This is a genomic window from Micrococcus sp. TA1 (assembly GCF_014199555.1).
Taxonomy (GTDB): domain Bacteria; phylum Actinomycetota; class Actinomycetes; order Actinomycetales; family Micrococcaceae; genus Citricoccus.
The window spans coordinates 17401-36208 of sequence record NZ_JACHNW010000006.1 but is presented as its reverse complement, the minus strand read 5'-3'; the positions used below and the strand labels follow the sequence as shown (position 1 = coordinate 36208).

General features: G+C 71.4%; 18 protein-coding genes. 14 read left to right on the top strand and 4 right to left on the bottom strand.

Translation table 11 applies throughout. From position 1 onward, the window contains the following. The 12 genes from GGQ69_RS15535 to GGQ69_RS15480 form a co-directional block, all read left to right on the top strand. Window positions 1-949, top strand: a 949-nt coding sequence (locus tag GGQ69_RS15535) for an aldehyde dehydrogenase (protein WP_183530194.1), incomplete at its 5' end; no start/stop codon positions are given. Window positions 950-969: 20 nt separating this feature from the next. After that, window positions 970-2130, top strand: a complete 1161-nt coding sequence (locus GGQ69_RS15530) for an NDMA-dependent alcohol dehydrogenase (protein ID WP_183530192.1) — start codon at window positions 970-972, stop codon at window positions 2128-2130. 10 nt (window positions 2131-2140) lie between these two features. After that, a complete protein-coding gene (locus tag GGQ69_RS15525) occupies window positions 2141-2704 on the top strand; it encodes a UGSC family (seleno)protein (protein ID WP_183530190.1) in 564 nt (187 codons plus the stop codon). Then, window positions 2704-3810 (top strand): hypothetical protein, encoded by a 1107-nt coding sequence (locus GGQ69_RS15520; RefSeq protein ID WP_221243879.1) that lies wholly within the window; start codon window positions 2704-2706, stop codon window positions 3808-3810. The genes GGQ69_RS15525 and GGQ69_RS15520 overlap by 1 nt, the downstream gene beginning before the upstream one ends. After that, window positions 3803-4675: an SDR family NAD(P)-dependent oxidoreductase gene (locus GGQ69_RS15515; protein ID WP_221243878.1), complete on the top strand. Its 873-nt coding sequence runs from the start codon at window positions 3803-3805 to the stop codon at window positions 4673-4675. Before GGQ69_RS15520 ends, GGQ69_RS15515 begins: the two co-directional genes overlap by 8 nt. A 96-nt stretch (window positions 4676-4771) precedes the next feature. Next, window positions 4772-5875: a zinc-binding dehydrogenase gene (locus GGQ69_RS15510; RefSeq protein WP_183530188.1), complete on the top strand. Its 1104-nt coding sequence runs from the start codon at window positions 4772-4774 to the stop codon at window positions 5873-5875. A gap of 84 nt (window positions 5876-5959) precedes the next feature. Beyond that, window positions 5960-7009, top strand: coding sequence for an amidohydrolase family protein (locus GGQ69_RS15505; RefSeq protein WP_183530186.1), 1050 nt, complete (start codon window positions 5960-5962; stop codon window positions 7007-7009). A gap of 144 nt (window positions 7010-7153) precedes the next feature. Next, complete coding sequence (locus GGQ69_RS15500; protein ID WP_183530184.1) at window positions 7154-8935, top strand: ABC transporter substrate-binding protein; 1782 nt, start codon at window positions 7154-7156, stop codon at window positions 8933-8935. After that, window positions 8932-9966, top strand: a complete 1035-nt coding sequence (locus GGQ69_RS15495; protein ID WP_183530182.1) for an ABC transporter permease — start codon at window positions 8932-8934, stop codon at window positions 9964-9966. Before GGQ69_RS15500 ends, GGQ69_RS15495 begins: the two co-directional genes overlap by 4 nt. Continuing rightward, the gene (locus GGQ69_RS15490; protein ID WP_183530180.1) at window positions 9953-10852 is read left to right on the top strand and encodes an ABC transporter permease; all 900 of its coding nucleotides are present in this window, start codon (window positions 9953-9955) and stop codon (window positions 10850-10852) included. The genes GGQ69_RS15495 and GGQ69_RS15490 overlap by 14 nt, the downstream gene beginning before the upstream one ends. 83 nt (window positions 10853-10935) lie before the next feature. Then, a complete protein-coding gene (locus GGQ69_RS15485; RefSeq protein WP_221243877.1) occupies window positions 10936-11922 on the top strand; it encodes an ABC transporter ATP-binding protein in 987 nt (328 codons plus the stop codon). Then, on the top strand, window positions 11919-13010 hold the full coding sequence (locus GGQ69_RS15480) for an ABC transporter ATP-binding protein (protein ID WP_183530176.1): 1092 nt from the start codon (window positions 11919-11921) through the stop codon (window positions 13008-13010). Before GGQ69_RS15485 ends, GGQ69_RS15480 begins: the two co-directional genes overlap by 4 nt. Before the next feature lie 173 nt (window positions 13011-13183). Here GGQ69_RS15480 and GGQ69_RS15475 read toward each other — a convergent pair whose 3' ends face one another. Together GGQ69_RS15475 and GGQ69_RS15470 are read right to left on the bottom strand one after the other, a co-directional pair. Next, window positions 13184-13438: a hypothetical protein gene (locus GGQ69_RS15475; protein WP_183530174.1), complete on the bottom strand. Its 255-nt coding sequence runs from the start codon at window positions 13436-13438 to the stop codon at window positions 13184-13186. 260 nt (window positions 13439-13698) lie between these two features. Further along, complete coding sequence (locus tag GGQ69_RS15470; protein WP_183530172.1) at window positions 13699-15033, bottom strand: MFS transporter; 1335 nt, start codon at window positions 15031-15033, stop codon at window positions 13699-13701. A gap of 118 nt (window positions 15034-15151) precedes the next feature. On the opposite strand from GGQ69_RS15470, the gene GGQ69_RS15465 reads away from it, so the two are divergent. Continuing rightward, on the top strand, window positions 15152-16102 hold the full coding sequence (locus tag GGQ69_RS15465) for a DUF6282 family protein (RefSeq protein ID WP_183530170.1): 951 nt from the start codon (window positions 15152-15154) through the stop codon (window positions 16100-16102). Window positions 16103-16140: 38 nt separating this feature from the next. Here GGQ69_RS15465 and GGQ69_RS15460 read toward each other — a convergent pair whose 3' ends face one another. Then, window positions 16141-17034: a hypothetical protein gene (locus GGQ69_RS15460; RefSeq protein WP_183530168.1), complete on the bottom strand. Its 894-nt coding sequence runs from the start codon at window positions 17032-17034 to the stop codon at window positions 16141-16143. 245 nt (window positions 17035-17279) lie between these two features. Here GGQ69_RS15460 and GGQ69_RS15455 point away from each other — a divergent pair, with 245 nt between their 5' ends. Next, window positions 17280-18074, top strand: a complete 795-nt coding sequence (locus GGQ69_RS15455) for a queuosine precursor transporter (protein ID WP_183530166.1) — start codon at window positions 17280-17282, stop codon at window positions 18072-18074. A 30-nt stretch (window positions 18075-18104) separates the two neighbouring features. Here GGQ69_RS15455 and GGQ69_RS15450 read toward each other — a convergent pair whose 3' ends face one another. Continuing rightward, window positions 18105-18803: a TetR/AcrR family transcriptional regulator gene (locus GGQ69_RS15450; protein ID WP_183530164.1), complete on the bottom strand. Its 699-nt coding sequence runs from the start codon at window positions 18801-18803 to the stop codon at window positions 18105-18107. Window positions 18804-18808: the final 5 nt, after the last annotated feature.

Sequence of the window (18808 nt, the reverse complement as noted above, 5' to 3'; positions counted from 1 at the left end):
TGTCATCAAGCCGGCCGAGGACGCCCCCCTGGCCCCACTGGCCCTGGCCCGGCTCGCCCAGGAGGCCGGCATCCCCGGGGGCGTGATCAACGTGGTCACCGGCTTCGGCTCCGAGGCCGGGGCCGCCATCCCGAACCATCCCGGGATCCGGCGGGTGGGGTTCACGGGCTCCCCGGCCACCGGGTCGACGGTGATGGAGGCCTGCGCCCGGAACCTCATCCCCCTCCACCTGGAACTCGGCGGGAAGTCACCGCAGGTGATCTTCCCGGACGCGGACCTCTCCGTCGCGGCACCGGCGATCGCCACCGGCATCACCCTGAACACCGGCCAGATCTGTGCCGCGGGCTCCCGGGTGGTGGTGCACCGCAGCGTCCACCAGGAGATGGTGGAGCGCCTCGCCGCCGCGATGCAGGAGGTCACGGTGGGACCCTGGCACCAGAAGGTGAACATGGGGCCGCTGATCAACGGGCGCCAGCACGAACGCGTCATGGGCTACATCGAGGCCGGCCGGGCCGGCGGGGCCGACCTGGTGCTGGGCGGGGACGCACCCTCCGGTGGCGACTTCGGGGACGGGTTCTTCGTCACCCCGACCCTCTTCGACAACGTCAGCCCGGACATGGCCATCGCCCAGGAGGAGATCTTCGGCCCGGTGCTCTCGGTCATCCCGGTGGACGACGAGCACGAGGCCGTCGAGGTGGCCAACGGCGTCGAGTACGGTCTGGTCGCCTCGGTCTGGACCGAGGACGTGGGCACCGCGGTGCGGATGTCCCGGGCCCTGCAGGCCGGCCAGGTCGGCGTCAACAACGCCCTGGGCGCCGGCGTCATCGGCGGGCCCTTCGGCGGATACAAGAACAGTGGCTTCGGCCGGACCATGGGCGCTGACGCCGTCCTGAACTGGACGCAGGTCAAGACCGTCTCGATGCGTGGCGCCGTGCGCCCCGGGAACTGAAAGGAGCCACCACCATGGCCATGACGACGTCTTCCGTCGCCACCGACGAGGCCGGGTCGACGACCCTCACCACGCGGGCCGCCGTCGCCCGCGGTCCCCACGAGGGCTGGCAGATCACCGAACTGCAGCTGGACCCCCCGAAGGAGCACGAGGTCCGCGTCCGCCTGCACGCCGCGGGGCTGTGCCATTCGGACCACCACATCACGGCCGGGGACGCCCCGGTCCGCTTCCCGATCGTGGGCGGCCACGAGGGCGCCGGCGTGGTGGAGTCGGTGGGTCCCAGCGTCACCCGGGTCAGGCCGGGGGACCGCGTGGTGTGCGCCTACATCCCGGCGTGCGGCTACTGCCGTCCCTGTTCGACCGGACACCAGAACATGTGCGTCAAGGGGCTCAACGCCGGGACGGGCATGTTCCTGGACGACACGTTCCGCTTCCACGACGAGGCCGGCGAGGACGTCGGCGGCTTCTGCACCCTGGGGACGTTCTCCCAGTACACGGTCGTCTCCGAGTACGCCGTGGTCCCGCTGCCGGACGACATCCCCTTCGAGCTCGGGTCCCTCGTCGGCTGCGGCGTCCCCACGGGCTGGGGGTCCGCCGTCTACGCCGCCGAGGTCCGCGCGGGGGAGACCGTCGTGATCTTCGGAGCCGGTGGCGTCGGGTCCAACGCCGTCCAGGGGGCCCGCTACGCCGGGGCCAAGAACGTCGTGGTCGTCGACCCCGTGGCGTTCAAGCGGGATTCGGCACTGGAACTGTTCGGGGCCACCCATGCCTTCGCCACGGCGCAGGAGGCCCACGACTTCGTCGTGGAGACCACCTGGGGCCAGCTGGCGGACAAGGTGATCATCACCGCGGACGTCGTCACCCAGGAGATGGCCAACGCCGGGATCGCGATGACCGGCAAGGGCGGCAAGCTGACCATCACCTCGGTGGGGCACCTCAACGAGCAGGCCGTCACCATCCACGCCGGCATGCTCATCAGTTATCAGCGCCAGATCCGCGGTGCCCTGTTCGGGGACTGCAATCCGCTCCACGACATCCCGAAGCTGCTGGGCCTGTACCGGTCCGGGGACCTCAAGCTCGAGGAGCTCATCACGCGCCGGTACGCCCTCGACGAGGTCAACACGGCATACGAGGACCTGCTCGCGGGCCGGAACATCCGCGGCATCATCGTCCACGACTAGGGGAGACACCATGAGTCACACTCTTCACGGGATCCTCGATCCCACCGGGGCGGGCCCTGCCCAGGTGCAGGCCCCGCCGGTGGCCGACCGGGCGCGACGGCCCCCGTCCCTGGCCGGCCTGCGGGTCGGCCTGCTGGACAACACCAAGCACAACGCCCTGTTGTTCCTGCGTGCGGTCGGTGACCTGCTGACCACGGAACACGGCGCGCGGGAGGTGAGCATCGTGGAGACCAAGCAGAACTTCTCGGTGCCCGTCGACCGCAGCATCGTCGACCGGTACCGGGAGCACTGCGACGTGGTCATCACCGGGGTCGGAGACTGCGGGTCGTGCAGCGCCGCCGCCGTGGCCGACGGCATCGCCTTCGAGCGCGCCGGACTGCCGGCCGCCGTCGTGCTCACGGACGCCTTCGACATCACCGGCCGGGCCATGGCCCAGGTGCAGGGTGACGCCGACTACGAGTGGGTGGAGACCGAGCATCCGATGGCCGTGCTCACCGAGGACGAGGTCCGGGCCCGCGCCCGGACCCTCGTGTCCGAGATCGTCGGCCGCCTGACGATGGCGGAGGCGGCGTGATGGACGCCGGACAGAACGGCCACCAGCGCGTGGACGCGACGATGGCCCAGGCGGCCATCGAGTACGCCTACGACCAGGGATGGTCGGACGGGCTGCCGCTGGTCCCGGCCACGAGGGACCTGGTCGACCGGTTCCTGGCCGCCGGCGGCCGGCCCGCCGACGAGGTCATCGGCCACCTGCAACAGGTGGACCGCACCGTCACGGTCGAACTGCTGGCCATCAACGCCGCGATGGCGGGATGCCGCCCGGAGTACTTCCCGGTGGTGCTGGCGGCCTGGCGGGCGCTGACCAAGGAACGGGCCACGAGCGGCGGCGGCTGGCAGTCCACCAGCGGACCGGCACCGCTGGTGATCGTCAACGGAGCGATCCGCACGGAGCTCGGCATCAACCACTCCGGGGGCGTCTTCGGCCCGGGCTTCCGCCCGAACGCGACGATCGGCCGGGCGATCGGGCTGACGGTCCGCAATGCCTACGGCATCCGGCCCCATGAGCTCGAGCAGGCGACGCAGGGCCTGCCGGGCCGGTGGTCGATCGTGGTGGCGGAGAACGAGGAGGAGAGCCCCTGGCCACCCCTGGCCGAGGACCTCGGCGTGCCCGGTGACGCCGTGACCACCACGCTGTTGCGGACCTGCGAGTTCGTGGACAACCGGCACACCTCCGACCCCGAGCAGCTGCTGGCGGACTTCGCGGACACCATCGGGCGGTCCGGGGCCTGGATTTTCCAGCACGCCGGAGCCGGTGTGGTGCTGTGCCCCGAGCACGCCCAGCTGCTGGCTCGGGCGGGGTACTCGCGGCGGGACGTGGCGCGGTGGCTCGTGGAGCACTCCGGACGGACCACCGCGCAGCTGCAGGCCGTCGGCAAGGACGACGCCGGGCAGAACGGCGTGCGCTTCCCGGGGCAGGGCGGGGACCCGGAGCGGTTCCAGCCCACCCTGGCCGATCCGGACAGGGTGATCGTGGCCGTGGCCGGTTCGCGCAACGCGGGCATCTCCATGGTGGTCCGGTACTTCGCGGACTGGTCCGGGACGCCCGTGCCCGTGATCGGCCCGGAGGCGGCGGCCACCACCCATGACGGCACGATCCCCGAGGGGGCACTCCATGGCTGAGACCACACTGGCGGCGCGGACGGGCACCGCCCGGGACGCGGACCCGCTCGAGGACCCCATCCTGCCCGGTGAGCGCGGCTGGATGGAGGGGCGCCGGATCCTGATCACGGGAGCCGGCCAGAACGGCGGGCTGCCGGGCGTGGGCTACGCCATCGCCCGGCTCGTGGCCTCCCACGGCGGCTCCGTGGCGGTGCTGGACCGAGACGCGGGAGCCGCCCAGCGCACGGTGGACCGCATCGTCACGGCCGGGGGCACCGCCGTCCCCGTCGTCGCGGACGTCACCGCCGACGAGACCTGCGGTCAGGCGGTCACCCGGGCGGCGGAGCTGCTGGGCGGTCTCGACGGGCTGGTGAACAACGTGGCCAGCGGGGACCGGGCGGGGATCTTCGACGTCACCCCGGACCGCTTCCAGGAACTGCTCTCCCTCAACCTGGTCTCGGCATGGTCGGCCACGCGCCACGCCGTCCCGCTGCTGCCCGCGGGCAGTTCCATCGTCAACATCTCCTCGGTGGGCGTGCGCGCCCGCGGGCCGGGCATGCCGTACTGCGTGGCCAAGGCGGGACTGGAGAACCTCACCGAGGGGGCCGCCACCACCCTGGGTCCCCAGGGGATCCGCGTGAACTGCGTGGAGGTCGGTGCCATCTGGGGCTCGTTCGCCGCCGCCAACATGGACGAGCGCTTCCGGGAGCCGAGGCGCCAGTCCACCACCCTCCAGAAGGAGGGCAGCGCGTGGGACATCGCCCACGCCGCGCTGTTCCTCCTCAGCGAGCAGTCCCGCTGGCTCACCGGCCAGATCCTGGCCGTCGACGGCGGCCCGGCACGCCATGCGCCCCCCGGGCCCCCGGTCACCTCCGTGGCCGGCTGACCCCTCCGCCGGCCCGGCGCCGGCACCGTCCTCCACCACCACCCTGCAGCGCCACGTGGCCAGGGCCACGTTGCGCTGCCGACCGAAAGGCGAATCATGGCCGAGACCATTCGCGCGGCCGTGCAGACCGGCCCCCGGCAGATCGAGATCCGAGAGTTCCCCCGCCCCGCCATCGGGCCGGACGACGGCCTGCTGCGCGTGGAGGCCAACGGCATCTGCGGCAGCGACATCGAGATCTACCGGGGCCACATGGGCATGACCTCCCAGCCCTTCGTCCCGGGCCATGAACCGGTGGGCATCATCGAGGAGCTGGGGGAGCGGGCCGCCGAACGCTGGGGCGTGTCCGTGGGCGACCGCGTCGCCCTGGAGGTCATCGTGCCCTGCCGGTCCTGCGCGGACTGCCTGGTCGGCCGGTACCAATCATGCCGCCGCAGGCGGCACTCGCACGGGGTGACCGGGATCGACGACGCACCGGCCGTCGTCGGGGGCTTCGCCGAGCACCTGTACCTGGACCCGAACGCCGTGATGCACCGCATCGACAACTCCCTGCCGATCGACATCGCCGCCATGTACAACCCCCTGGGGGCCGGCGTCCGCTGGGCCGTGGACCTCGGCGGTGTCGGAATGGGGGACACGCTCGTGGTGCTCGGCGCCGGCCAGCGGGGCATCGCCGCGGTCATCGCGGCCAAGGCCGCCGGCGCCCGGCAGGTGGTGATCACCGGCCTGGAGGCGGACCGGCACAAGCTCGAGGTGGCGCGCCAGCTGGGCGCCGACCACACCGTCGTGGTGGACGGGCCGGACGCGCAGGACGTGGTCGAGGTGGTCTCCGGCCTCACCGCGGGGCGGATGGCCGACGTCGCCCTGGACCTGACGCCCATGGCGGCCGGGCCGGTGACGGACGCCCTCAACGTGGTCCGGCACGGTGGGCGCGTGGTGCTCGCCGGGCTCAAGGGGGGCCGGGAGCTGCCGATCAACACCGACCTGATCATCAACAGGGCACTCAGCGTCCAGGGCGCCTTCGGCGTGGACGCCGCCGCGAACGCCAAGGCCATCTCCCTGCTCGAGTCCGGTCGGTTCGACTTGGCCCGGATGCACACCCACACCTTCGGGCTCGACCAGGTGGCGGAGGCCATCGAGACCCTCGCGGGCGAGCGCGGGGACGGCACTGCCCTCCACGTCACCGTCGAGCCCCACCGCTGAACACCGGCAGCGGCCGGCCACCGGCACCGCCGGCACCGGCCGGCCCCATCAACCACACCCTTCGAGGAAAGCGCGGAGAACCCCATGATCATCGACGCACACGCCCACGTCCTGCCGGCCGACTATCCACAGGACGCCCCCTCGTGCTTCCCGTCCATGCACGCGGTGGACGGGTCCACGGACCGGATGCTCGAGTTCGGACCGATGCGGTTCCGGGCCCGGGACGCCTTCTTCGCCGCGGAGCGCCGGCTCGAGGAACAGGATGCCTCGGACGTCACCGCGGAGGTGATCAGTCCCATGCCCCCGCTGTTGCGCTACGACCTCCCGGACCAGGACGGCCTGACGCTGGCGCGCCACGTGAACGAGTTCACGGCCGGGATGTGCTCGGTGGACCCGGGGCGGTTGTTCGGGCTCGGCATGGTGCCGATGCAGTCACCGGACGCCGCCACGGCGGAACTGCGGGCCATCAGGGACCTGGGCCTGGCGGGCGTGGAGATCGCCTCGAACGTCCTGGGTGAGTCGATCGGCCATGAGCGGTTCCTCGACTTCTTCCGGGAGGCCGAGCGGCTGGGGCTGAGCGTGTTCGTCCACGCCATGCCGTCGCCCATGTCCCGGCTGCCCGCCTCGGCCATGGGCACGTACGTGGTGGGCGTGGAGGGGATGTTCGCGGCCGGCTCGATGGCCCTGGGCGGCACGGCCGCCGCCTGCCCGGACCTGCGGATCTCGTTCAGCCATGCCGCGGGCGGCTTCGCCATGATGCTGCCCCGTGCCCAGTACTTCTGGGGTGGCGCCTGGAACGAGGGTCCCGTGGACCCGGAGCGGGCGGTGATGCACGACGACGGCCCGTCGCCGCTCGAGATCGCCCGGCGGTTCTACTACGACTCGATGGTCTTCGACCATCGGGCCATCCGCTACCTCATCGACCTGCTCGGTGCCGACCGGCTGCTCGTCGGCTCGGACTTCCCGGCGATGCTGCGGGAGGAGCCGGTGGCCCGGACGTTGCGGGAGATGGACCTGCCGGTGGAGGACTGGGAGGCCATCGCCTCCCGCAACGCCCTCCGGTGGCTGGGGAGGGACGGAGACCCCGACCTGCGGGCAGGCGCCGTGGCGGCGTCACCGGCCACCCTTCCCTAGCCCTTTCGCCGGACGGAAAGCGCGTGGTGACCCACTCAACCGCTCGGCCACACTCACAGAACAACCAGACGTGACCTGGATCACAAGTGACCGGTCCCGTGCACGACCCGCTCGTACCCCTACCGTCTTCCCCTGGGAGTCCTCATGAACAGCAACCCCCGCCGCCCTGGCACCCGTCGTCGGCTCTACGGGGCCGCGGCCATCACCCTCACCGCAGGCCTGGTCCTCTCCGGGTGCGGATCAGCCGGAGAGCCCGCGGAGAACGCCGCGGACGCGGCCCAGGCCGAGCCGCAGGCCGGCGGCGACCTGACGGTCCTCATGGACGCCGGGTTCGGCGGGGGCTGGTCCACCGGGCTGGATCCCGCGACCAGCAACACCGTCGGTGCGAACCTGGGGCAGAACGCCGCGATCTTCGGTGGCCTGTTCACCCTCGAGGCGGATGAGGAGGGCAAGGACGCGCAGATCGTGCCGAACCAGGCCGAGAGCTTCGAGTACGCCGAGGACGGCAAGAGCGTCACCATCAAGATCCGTGAGGGCATCACCTTCACGGACGGCACCCCGATGGACGCCCAGGCGGTGCTCTGGAACTGGATCCGGCACCTCAGCGCCGGCAGCACGGGCGCCCCACGCATCGCTCTGGACATGACCCGGGAGGCGCCCGAGCTCGACCAGCAGTTCCTGGACGACCTCTACGCCTCCCTGCCGGACGACGTGGACAAGAAGCTGGTGGAGCAGCGCCTCGGCGCCCTGGAGGTCGTGGACGACCAGACCCTGACCATCCACTTCGCCGACCCCAACGGTGCGTTCGTCAACACGATGCCGTCCACGAACATGAACCTCATCGGCTCGCCCACGGCCTACAAGGAGTTGGGCGCGGAGGAATTCAGCCGCACTCCGGTCGCGGCCGGGCCGTTCAAGGTGGTCCAGAACAGCCTGAGCGAGAAGCTGACGCTGGAGAAGAACGAGGACTACTTCAAGGAGGGGCTGCCCTACCTGGACGATCTCACCTTCCAGTCCGTGGCCGGTGACCAGGTGGCCTACCAGACCCTGCAGGCCGGCCAGGGGGATGCGATCGAGGGCCTCTCGGCCGTCACCCTGATCACCCAGGCCCAGAACAACCCGGACCTGACGACCACCCTGGGCGCACCGACCTCCCCCTACGTCATCCAGTTGAACACCCGTCAGGAACCCTTCGACGACAAGCGCGCCCGTGAGGCCATCTACTACGCCACCGACTTCGAGGCCATCAATGAGGGCCTCTTCCAGGGGCAGGGTGACATGAGCCAGAGCTTCACCGCCTCCGGCGGGTTGTTCCACCAGCCCGAGGTCGAGGGGTACCGCACCCATGACCCGGAGAAGGCACGGCAGATCGTCGAGGAACTGGGCGGGCTGACCGTCAACCTGGGGACCACGGACATCGTGACCGCCCGGTCGGTGACCACGGCACTGCAGACGCAGTGGGCGGAGGCCGGCATCGACGTCGAGATCGAGGCCCAGCCCCTCGGCGACGTGATCACCAAGTTCACCAGTGGTGAGTGGGAGTCCATGTTGCAGACCGCCGGCGCCTGGGAGCCGGCCGCCGGCATCGGCGTCTCCGTGCGGTTCGGCTCCAGCTCACCGTTCAGCGGCACTCCGCTGCCGGACGGTGCGGCCAACGCCACGGAGGCCTTCAACCAGGGGCTGACCACCGAACTCGACGACGTGCTCGCCGAGGCCGTCGGCACGGTCGACGAGCAGGAGCGTGGCCAGTACTACCAGGAGGCGGCCAAGCTGATCTCCGATGAGGCGTACGGCCCGTTCGGTTTCGCCTTCTCCCCGGCCCAGGTGGTCCGTGAGGGAGTCCACGGGCCGGGCCTGACCACCCCGATCCCGGCGCTCACGGTCAACTCCACGGTCCTGTACGACCGGGTCTGGGTCGAGCAATGACCGGTGCCTCCGTCCTGGACGCCCCGCGCCGCCCGGACGCCGATCGCGGGTTCGGGCGGAGCGGGGCGGGGTCGCCCTTCGTCCGCCTGCTGGCCAGGCGGCTGCTCATGGCCATACCCCTCCTGCTGGCGGTCAGCGTCCTGGTGTTCCTGCTCCTGGAACTGATGCCGGGAGACCCCGCCCGCAATCAGGCGGGCATGGACGCCTCGGAGGAACAGGTCGAGGCCGTGCGGCGCCGGATGGGACTCGACAAGTCCCCCGTCGAACGCTACTTCGGGTGGCTCTTCGGCATCTTCCGGGGAGACCTCGGCCGGTCGTCCGTCAGTGGGCAGTCGGTCGTGGACATGCTCGGCGACCGTGCCCCCGTGACCCTGGAACTGGTGACCCTGGCGTTCGCCGTGTCCCTGCTCATCGCCATCCCCGTGGCCCTGATGGCCGCCCGCCGTCCCGGCGGCATCTTCGACCGTACCGTGATGGTCGTGTCGATGACCATGCTGGCCGTGCCGAACTACGTCCTGGCGATGCTCCTGGTCCTCGTGTTCGCCATCATGCTGCGCATGCTGCCGGCCATCGGCTTCGTCCCGCTGGAGGAGGGGCTGCTGCCCAACCTGCGCTCCGTCCTGCTCCCGGTCCTGGCCCTGGCGGTACCCCTGGCGGCGTTCTACACCCGGTTCCTGCGCGGGGACCTCGTGGAGCAGATGAACGCGGCCGACTACATCGACACGGCCCGCGCGAAGGGCGTGGGCCCGTGGCTGGTGCTGTGGTTGCACGCCTTCCGGAACTCCTCCTTCGGCCTGCTCACCATCGTCGGGCTGAACATCGGCACGTTGGTGGGCGGCACCGTGATCATCGAGCAGATCTTCGCCATGCCCGGCATGGGAATGATGATGCTCGAGGGTGCCATGTCCCGGGATGTCGCCGTGGTGCAGATGTGCGTGTTCGTGTTCGCCGCCGTGGCCATCCTGGCCAATCTCTTCGTTGACCTGATGTACGCCGTACTCGACCCGAGGATCCGCTATGGCAGTCACTGAAGCCCCCGCTGCCGCCGTCGTCGCGGTGCCGGCGCCGGACGTCCTGGACCCCGAACGCGGGTCCCTGCGCTGGGCCGGTATCCGCCGACGGCTGGTGCTGGGCATCCCGCTCGGCTTCGTCGCACTGCTGATCCTGGCGTGCTTCGTCGGCCCCCTGGTCCTGCCCCTGCATCCACCGGTGGGCGGAGACATCCTCAACAGCGCCCTGCCGCCCGGTTCGCCGTCCCACCCGCTCGGCACGGACATCAACGGCAATGACGTGCTCTCACGCCTGCTGCACGGCGGGCAGTCCTCGCTGCTCGTGGCGATCTCCGTCAACCTGATCGGGCTCGTGGTCGGCGGTGGCATCGGAGCACTGTCCGGTTACGCCGGTGGCTGGGTGGACAACGTCATCATGCGCGTCCTGGACGTCTTCATCGCCTTCCCCTCGCTGGTGCTGACCATCGCGATCGCCCAGGCGCTCGGGCCCAGCCTGCCGAACACGATCCTGGCGCTGACGGCCTTCAGCATCCCGGCCGTCGCCCGCGTCGCCCGCTCGGCGACGCTGCGGATCAAAACCATGCCGTTCGTCCAGGCCGCGGAGCTCAGCGGCAGTCCGGCCTGGCGGATCCTGCTGCGGCACATCGCCCCGAACATCACGCCCCAGATGCTCAACTTCGCGATGCTCGGGATGGGAATCGTCATCGTCACGGAGGGTGCGCTGAGCTTCCTGGGGCTGGGTATCCCGGCTCCCAACCCGAGCTGGGGAAACATGATCTACGAGGGCCAGCAGTCGATGTCGGCGACCCCGTTGCTGGTCCTGTGGCCCAGCCTGGCCCTGTTGGCCACGGTGCTGTCCTTCAACCTGCTGGGCGAGAACATCCGAGATGAGATGAGTGGACGATGAGCGTGGTGGGAACCTCAGTGGAACAGTCGGCGCCGAGGGGCGGGGTGGGTGATCGCCCGGTCCTGTCGGTCGAGGACCTCCGGGTGACCTTCACCCGCCACGGCCGGCGCATCCGGGCCGTCAAGGGCGTCTCCTTCGACGTCCAGCGCGGCCGGATGCTGGCCATCATCGGGGAGTCCGGGTCCGGGAAGTCCGTGACCGTCCGGGCCCTGATGGGCCTGCTGCCGCCCAGCGCGGCGGTCAGCGGGTCGGCGGTGCTGGACGGGCGCCAGCTGGTGGGCATGAGCGACAAGCAGATGCGACGGGTCCGGGGGATGAACATCTCCATGATCTTCCAGGACCCGGCCCGGTCGTTGAACCCCACCATGTCGGTGGGCGCACAGATCGCCGAGGCCGTGCGGACCCACCAGCAGGTGTCCCGCCCGCAGGCCGCGGAGCGGGTCCTGGAGCTGCTGCGCCTCGTGCGCATGCCCGCTCCGGAGAAGCGCGTCCACCAATTCCCCCACCAGCTCTCCGGCGGCATGCGCCAGCGGGTGGTGATCGCCATCGCCCTGGCCTCCGAGCCGGACGTCCTGGTCGCCGACGAGGCGACCACGGCCCTGGACGTCACCACGCAGGCACAGATCATGGACCTGCTGGTGGACCTGCGCGAGCGGCTGGGCACGGCGGTCGTCATGATCAGCCACGACCTGGGGCTGGCGGCGAGCTATGCGGACGAGGTCATGGTGATGTACGCCGGTCAGGTGGTGGAACGCGCCCCCACCCAGACCCTGTTCTCGAACGTGCGCATGCCCTACACGCGGGCGCTGGTCGAGGCGATCCCGCAGATCTCGCACCCGTCCCACACGCTGCTCTCGGTGGTGGGCGGTCACCCGCCGGACCCCGGCCGCCCGGTCCAGGGGTGCCCGTTCCGGCCGCGGTGCGCCAAGGCCGACGACACCTGCCTGACCGCTCCACCCCTGGACATGCACGAACCCGAGCACTCCTACGCCTGCTGGCATCCCGTCACCGGGCACGAGGTGCCCGTGGCCGCCGCCCCGGCGGCCGAGATCCCAGGAGGAACGCGATGACCGACACCACGGTGACGACCGAGCGGGCCGAGGAGCGGGCGGGCTCTTCCGCCGAACCGCTGTTGGCCGTCCGCAACATCGTCCAGGAATTCGAGAGCCGGGGCCCGGGCGGCGTGAAGGAGGGTGTGATCCACGCGGTCTCGGACGTGTCCTTCGACCTGATGCCGGGGGAGACGCTGGGCATCGTGGGGGAGACCGGTTCCGGCAAGAGCACGCTGGCCCGCGCCGTCATCCAGGTGGAACGGCCCAAGTCCGGCACGGTGATGTTCCAGGGACGGGACCTGACCACCGTCAGGCACCGCGACCTGAAGAAGGTCTGGGCCAACTTCCAGATGGTGTACCAGGACCCCTTCGGCTCGCTGAACCCACGGTGGCGCATCGAGGACGTCATCGCCGAGCCGCTGGTGAGCCATACCCGGCTGACGGCGGGCCAGCGCCGCGAGCGGGTCAGGGAGCTGCTGGAGCTCGTCGGCCTGCGGCCGGAGACCTACCTGCGCCGGCGCCCCATGGAGCTCTCGGGCGGCCAGGCGCAACGGGTGGCGATCGCCCGGGCGATCGCCCTGGACCCCGCGGTCATCATCTGTGACGAGGCGATCTCCTCGCTCGACGTGCTGATCCAGGCGCAGGTGATCAACCTGTTCGAGACCCTCCGCCGTGAACTGGGCCTGTCCTACCTGTTCATCGCCCATGACCTGGCCACGGTCAAGCAGGTCAGCGACCGGGTCGGCGTGCTCTACCTGGGGCAGTTGGCGGAGATCGGCCCCTCCGAGGAGATCTACCGGGCCCCTCGGCATCCGTACACGAAGGCCCTGCTCGACTCCGTCCCCGGCCTGGACCCGGACACCGGGGTGGCCAGGAGACCCGTCACCCTGAAGGGAGACGTGCCCAGCCCGCTGGATCCGCCCTCCGGGTGCCGTTTCCGGACCCGCTGCCCGTTCGCCCAGGACGTCTGTGCGGAGCGCGCGCCGGTCCTGGAGGACATGGGCCCGGGCCACCAGGTGTCCTGCCACTTCCCGCTGGACGACCAGGGCCTGCCCACCCGGGGGCATCCCCTGTCCCGGCAGGCCCTCGACGTCGCCACGGGCTGAACCACGGCGAGCGGCGCGCGGCCGGGCCCCTCCTCCGGGCCTGGGCGCGTGCTTGTCCCCGTGGGGCGAGGGCGCGGATGCCGACCGGACCCGTACCCCCGCGACCGGCGGGCCGGACACCACAGGGCGGCGGTGCGATCAACGCACCGCCGCCCTGTGTGTTGCGCGGGGACTCAGCCGTCCGCGCCCACGAGCGTGCCGTCGTCGCGCACCTCCGCCGGGTAGGCGATGCGGATCGTCTCACTGGCGCGGCCGGTGGCGGCGGCGATCATGGTGGCCATGAGGTGCTTGGGCACCAGGCAGTCGCTGCAGATGCCGTCCCGGGCGCTGATCCGGACGTCCAGCAGGTCGTCCCTGCTGTCGTCCACGGTCAGGACGTAGCCATCGGCATCCAGGGTCCTGCGCAGGTTGTCCAGGTGGTGGGTCATCGGTTCCTCCGGGTGGTGGGTCGTTCGTGTGCGGGGTTGACCACTACTGTCCCGTGGAGCCCGGGGGCCGCTCCACGGGTTTTCCGTTCCCCGGAAGCAGTCCCGTCGATACCGCGGGCCCGGCGTGCCGGGCCCGCGCCGGCTGTCGCCTGGCGGAAGGTGGCGGAAGGGCGGCGGAAGGGCGGCGGAAGGGCGGCGCATGCACAGGGCCCGCCCTCCGGCTGGAGGACGGGCCCTGGTGGGTGAGGTACGGGCGCCGGTCAGGCGGCCTCCGCCGAGGCGTCGTACCGTCCGGTCCTCAGCGGCAGGATGCACGCCAGGGCGATGACGCCCAGGACGAGGATGTACAGCGAGATCGGCCAGGAGGCCCCGAAGGCGGCGTACAGGCTGGTGGCGATGAGCGGGGCGAAGCCGCCACCGACGATGGAGCCGATCTGGTAGGCCGTGGAGGCCCCCGAGTACCGCACGTTCGCGGGGAACAGCTCGGCGATCAGGGCGGCCTGCGGGCCGGCCATCAGGGACTGGGCCAGCAGCACCAGTGCGAAGCCGAGCAGGATGAGCACTGGCTGGGCGGTGTCGACGAGCCAGAAGAAGGGGAAGGCCCCCACGACGACCAGGACGGCACCGGCGACGAACACCGGCTTCTGGGCGAACCGGTCCGCCAGCACCGCGCCGAGCAGGACCGTGGCGAGGTGGATGACGGCGCCGCCGACGATCAGCCACAGCATGGCGGGCTGGGGCAGTCCCAGGGCCTTCGTCCCGTAGGCCAGCATGTACACGGAGTAGATGTAGCCGATGGCCGGGGGCGCGGCAGAGGCCAGCCCGGCCAGCACCGTGGTGCCACCGTGGTCGCGGAACAGGCGCCCCAGGGGGAAGCGGTCGACCTCCTGGCGCTCCTGGGTCTGCTGGAAGACGGGGGAGTCCTCCACCCTGAAGCGCAGGTACAGCGCCACGAGGATGAGCACCGCCGAGAGCAGGAACGGCACTCGCCAGCCCCAGGCCGCGAAGGCCTCCGGGGCGAGCGAGGCCGTCACCACGATGAAGACCAGGTTGGACACGATGATGCCCACCGGCAGGCCCATCTGGGGGAAGGCGCCGTACAGGGCCCGGCGCTTGCGCGGTGCGTACTCCACGGCCATGAGCACCGCCCCGCCCCACTCGCCCCCGACGCCGAGGCCCTGGGTGAAGCGCAGCAGGACCAGCAGGATCGGTGCCCACACGCCGATGCTGGCGTAGTTGGGCAGCAGGCCGATCCCCACGGTGGCCCCGCCCATCACGAGCATGGTGATCAGCAGCATCTTCTTCCGACCGATCCGGTCCCCGAAGTGGCCGGCCAGCAGTCCGCCGATCGGGCGGGCGATGAAACCCACGGCGAAGGTCGCGAACGCCGCCAGCGTCCCGGTGATGGGTTCCTCGGAGGGGAAGAACTGCGGCCCGAAGATCAGGGCGGCGGCGGAGCCGTAGATGAAGAAGTCGTACCACTCGATCGCGGTGCCGATGAAGCTGGCGCCCAGGACCTTGCGTCGTTCGTGCGGGGTCGGGGTCCGGCGGGTCGAGGCCGACGGGCCCGAGGCGGTGGCTGGTGAGGAGGTCATGAGTGCCGTTCTCCCGAATGGTCGGCTATGAACTGGATCACATTAACTCTCCCGATAGGGGTTCTTATTGTCAACAACTTTGCTGGCAATCCAGTCGGCCGCTGCCTATGCTGGTGCCATGAGCCCGCATCCCGTCCCCTCGGCCCGGGCCCGGGAACTGGTCCGGGGCGCCTACGACCTCCACGTCCACGTGGCGCCCGACGTCATGACGCGCCGCATCGACGACATCGCCCTGGCCGGGCGCTTCCGGGACCTGGGCCTGGCGGGGTTCGTCATCAAGTCCCACTACGTCCCGACGGCGGAGCGCGCCGAGCACGTGCGCCGTCTCGTCCCCGAAGTGGAGGCCCTGGGCGCGATCACGCTGAACGCCTCGGTGGGTGGCATGAACCCGGTGGCGGTCGAGATCGCCGGCCGTGGCGGGGCGAGGGTCGTCTGGTTCCCCACCGTGGACTCGGACAACCAGCGTTCCTGCCTGGCGGAGGAGCCCGAGGGGGCCACCCCGCCCATGTGGGCGCAGCTCCAGCAGGACCTCGAGGACGCCGGGATGAAGGCGGAGGCCGTCCAGGTCCTCGACCGCGACGGCACGCCGACCTCCCGGACCGCCCAGGTCCTCCAGGTCATGGCCAAGCACTCCATGGTCCTGGCCACCGGCCACCTCCACCAGGACGAGTCGGCCGCCCTCGTCCCGGCGGCGCGGGCGGCAGGGGTCGAGCGGATCATCATCACCCACCCCGAGTTCACCTCCCAGCGGATGGGGTTACAGGCGCAGCAGTCGCTGGCCGCCCAGGGCGTGTTCCTCGAGCGCTGCCTCACCACCCCGCTGACCGGGAAGGTCTCCTGGGACACCTGGCACGCCAACATCCGCGGGGCCGGCATCGAGAATTCCGTCATCTCCACCGACCTCGGCCAGCCCTTCAACCCGCCGGTCGAGGACGGCCTGGCCATCGTGGCGGACCTGATGCTGGAGCACGGCTACTCCGAGGCGGAGATCCGCCTGATGACCGTCCACAACTCCCGGCACCTGGCCGGCGCCGGGCCGCTGGACGACGCGCCCGCCCACCTGCGCTGATCCCGCCCCCGGATCCTGCGGGGCCGGCCGTCGCGGGCTCAGCGGACCGGGTCGGGGGTCTCCACCGCGATCTCCAGTTCCTCCACCCGGGGCCACCGGTCCAGCAGTCCGGAGGCGGCCGCCTCGCCGGGTTCGCCGCCGCGCTGGTCGTCGGCGACGGTGAGGGACAGCGACTCGAGCCGGCCCTGGTGGACCTGCAGCCGGGCCTCGAACCAGGCCCCGCCCCACTGGACGAGCCCGGCCACGGGCCACACCTGGGTCCGCGGGGCGATGCGCGGGGCGTCCTCGTGCACCTCGAACCAGGCGTCCGGGGAGAACCCCTCGCCCTGCCACTGCTCCCGGACGGAGTCCAGCTGCCGCCGCAGGGCCTCGACGCCCGGCACGCCGTCGACCAGCAGTGCCTCGAGGACCGCGCGCACCTCGGGGGCCACGGGCCGCAGGTCCATCCCGGTCTCGGCGTCCCCGGCCGCCTCGAGGACGGACAGCCACCGCCTCCCCTCTGCGCGGTCCCAGGCGTATCCGGCCAGTGCGCCCACCGCACCCAGCCCGGCCATCACCCAGCGCGGGCGGTTCACCCCGCGCTGGGTCAGCCAGTCGGAGATCCGCCCGTCGAGCCGCTCGAACTGGTCCGCCAGTCCCAGGGCGAGGCCGCCCGCGGCCGTCCCGACGGCGGCGCGCGTCTCGGTGGCCACCGGCAGGTCCGCCGGCACGGTGGCGGCCACGTAGCCACCGGTGAAGGCGGCGGTCGCCAGGCGGTACGCGGCCCGGGCGGCACCGTCCAGGCGGCGCGGGTCGATGAGGCTCAACCCCACCACCGCAGCCGTCGAGGCGGCCGCGAAGGCCGGGTGCTCGGCCAGCCGTGGCCGGTCGATGACACCGAAGCGGCGCTCGCGGACCAGGGGGGTGAGGGCGGTCCATCGGGGGGTCGTCATGATCCGAGCGTAGACGTTGCTCAGGCGAGTCCCGGCCGCGACGCCCCGGGGCCGGGGCGGCCTCCGGCTGGCCCCCGCGCGGGGTCGGCGCCGGCCGCTGTGAAACAATGGACCGTCCTTCCGACGCCACCCGGGGCAGCGGGTGAGTGCGGGGTCGTGGAGACCGCCGACCGCCGTGTCCGGAGGACCGTGAGTGCTAATACAGCCGGCCGTCCGCCAGGCGAACCACCACCTCAGAGGAATCGATGACCCCCGCAGACCACCATCCTGTCCACCCTGCCGCCTGGCCGGAGGATCGGCCCGACGGCCAGTCCGACGGCCAGTCCGACGGCCAGTCCGGCGGCGCACCGGCGCCCGACCGGCCTCGGGACGCGCCGCCGTCGGGAACCGCGGCCCGCTTCGCCCCCACCGGCACCGGCCTGTACGCCGTGTTCACCGCCGTGATGGCCACCGTGCTGATCCTGTCCAACATCGGGGCCTCCAAGGGCGTGACCTTCGGGCCGATCGTCACGGACGGCGGCTTCTTCCTGTTCCCGCTGGCCTACATCATCGGTGACGTCGTCTCCGAGGTGTACGGCTTCCGGGCCTCGCGGCGGGCCATCATCACGACCTTCGCCCTCTCGGTCTTCGCCGCCGGCTGCTACTGGGTGATCATCGCCCTGCCCGGCGCCGAGTGGTACGACGGCCAGGACGCCCTCGTGCGCACCCTGGCCCCCGTGCCCCTGATCGTGCTGGCCTCCCTGCTCGGCTTCCTCGTCGGCCAGCTGGCGAACTCCTGGCTCATGGTCCGGTTGAAGCGCCGGGCGGGGGAGCGGCAGCTGTTCGGGCGCATCGCCGCCTCCACGCTCGTCGGCGAGTTCCTGGACACCCTCGTGTTCTGCTCGATCGCCGCGGGGGTCATCGGCATCACGGACGTGCCGACGTTCCTCAATTACGTGGTGGTCGGCTTCGTGTTCAAGTCGGTCGTCGAGATCGTGCTGTCCCCGGTGACCATGTGGGTGATCGGCCGGGTCAAGCGGGCCGAGCCGGCCTATGCCTGACCCCGGCCCGGGCCGGGGTGCCCTCCGGCCTCAGCCCAGCGCCCGGCGCACCGCGTCCACGATCTCCTCGGTGTCCGCGTGCTGCCCGACCACCGTCACGACGGCGACGGGCCGCTGCGCCGGCGCCTCGGCGGCGGCCGCCGGCTCCCGGTAGCCCTGCAGCATCACGCGGATGAGCTGCCCGGCCTGCGCGGAGAACTCCTCCCGCAGGGTGTCGTCCCGTTCGCGCAGCCACCGGCGCAGGTAGGAGTTGTGCAGGGCCACGCAGGCTCCGGCCAGTGCCGCCGAGAGGGGCCCGACGTCGGCTTCGTCAGCGAGGGCGCCCGTGGCCGCCAGGCGGTCGGCCAGCCAGTGGCGGAACACCGCCTCGTAGCGGTGCGAGGTCAGCAGCTCCCGGTTGCGCAGGGCCTGTGACTGGCGCAGCAGCCGGTGGCGGGCCATGGTGCGGTCGGCATCCTCCAGGTGATGGCGGAAGACGAGCAGCAACCCCTCGCGCAGGGCCGAGGCGGTGTCATGGTCGGTGCCGGCCAGGAAGTCCTCGAGCCGGGTGAGCATGTCCGTGTGGTCGGCGAACACCACGTCCTCCTTGCCGCCGAACGTCCGGAAGAAGGTGGCCCGGCTCATCCCGGCCTCGCGGGCCAGTTCGTCCACGGTGGTGCCGTCCCAGCCCTGGGCGTCCAGCAGGCGCAGCAGGGCGGTCAGGGTCTGCGGGGCGGTGCGCTGGTCCATGCGCT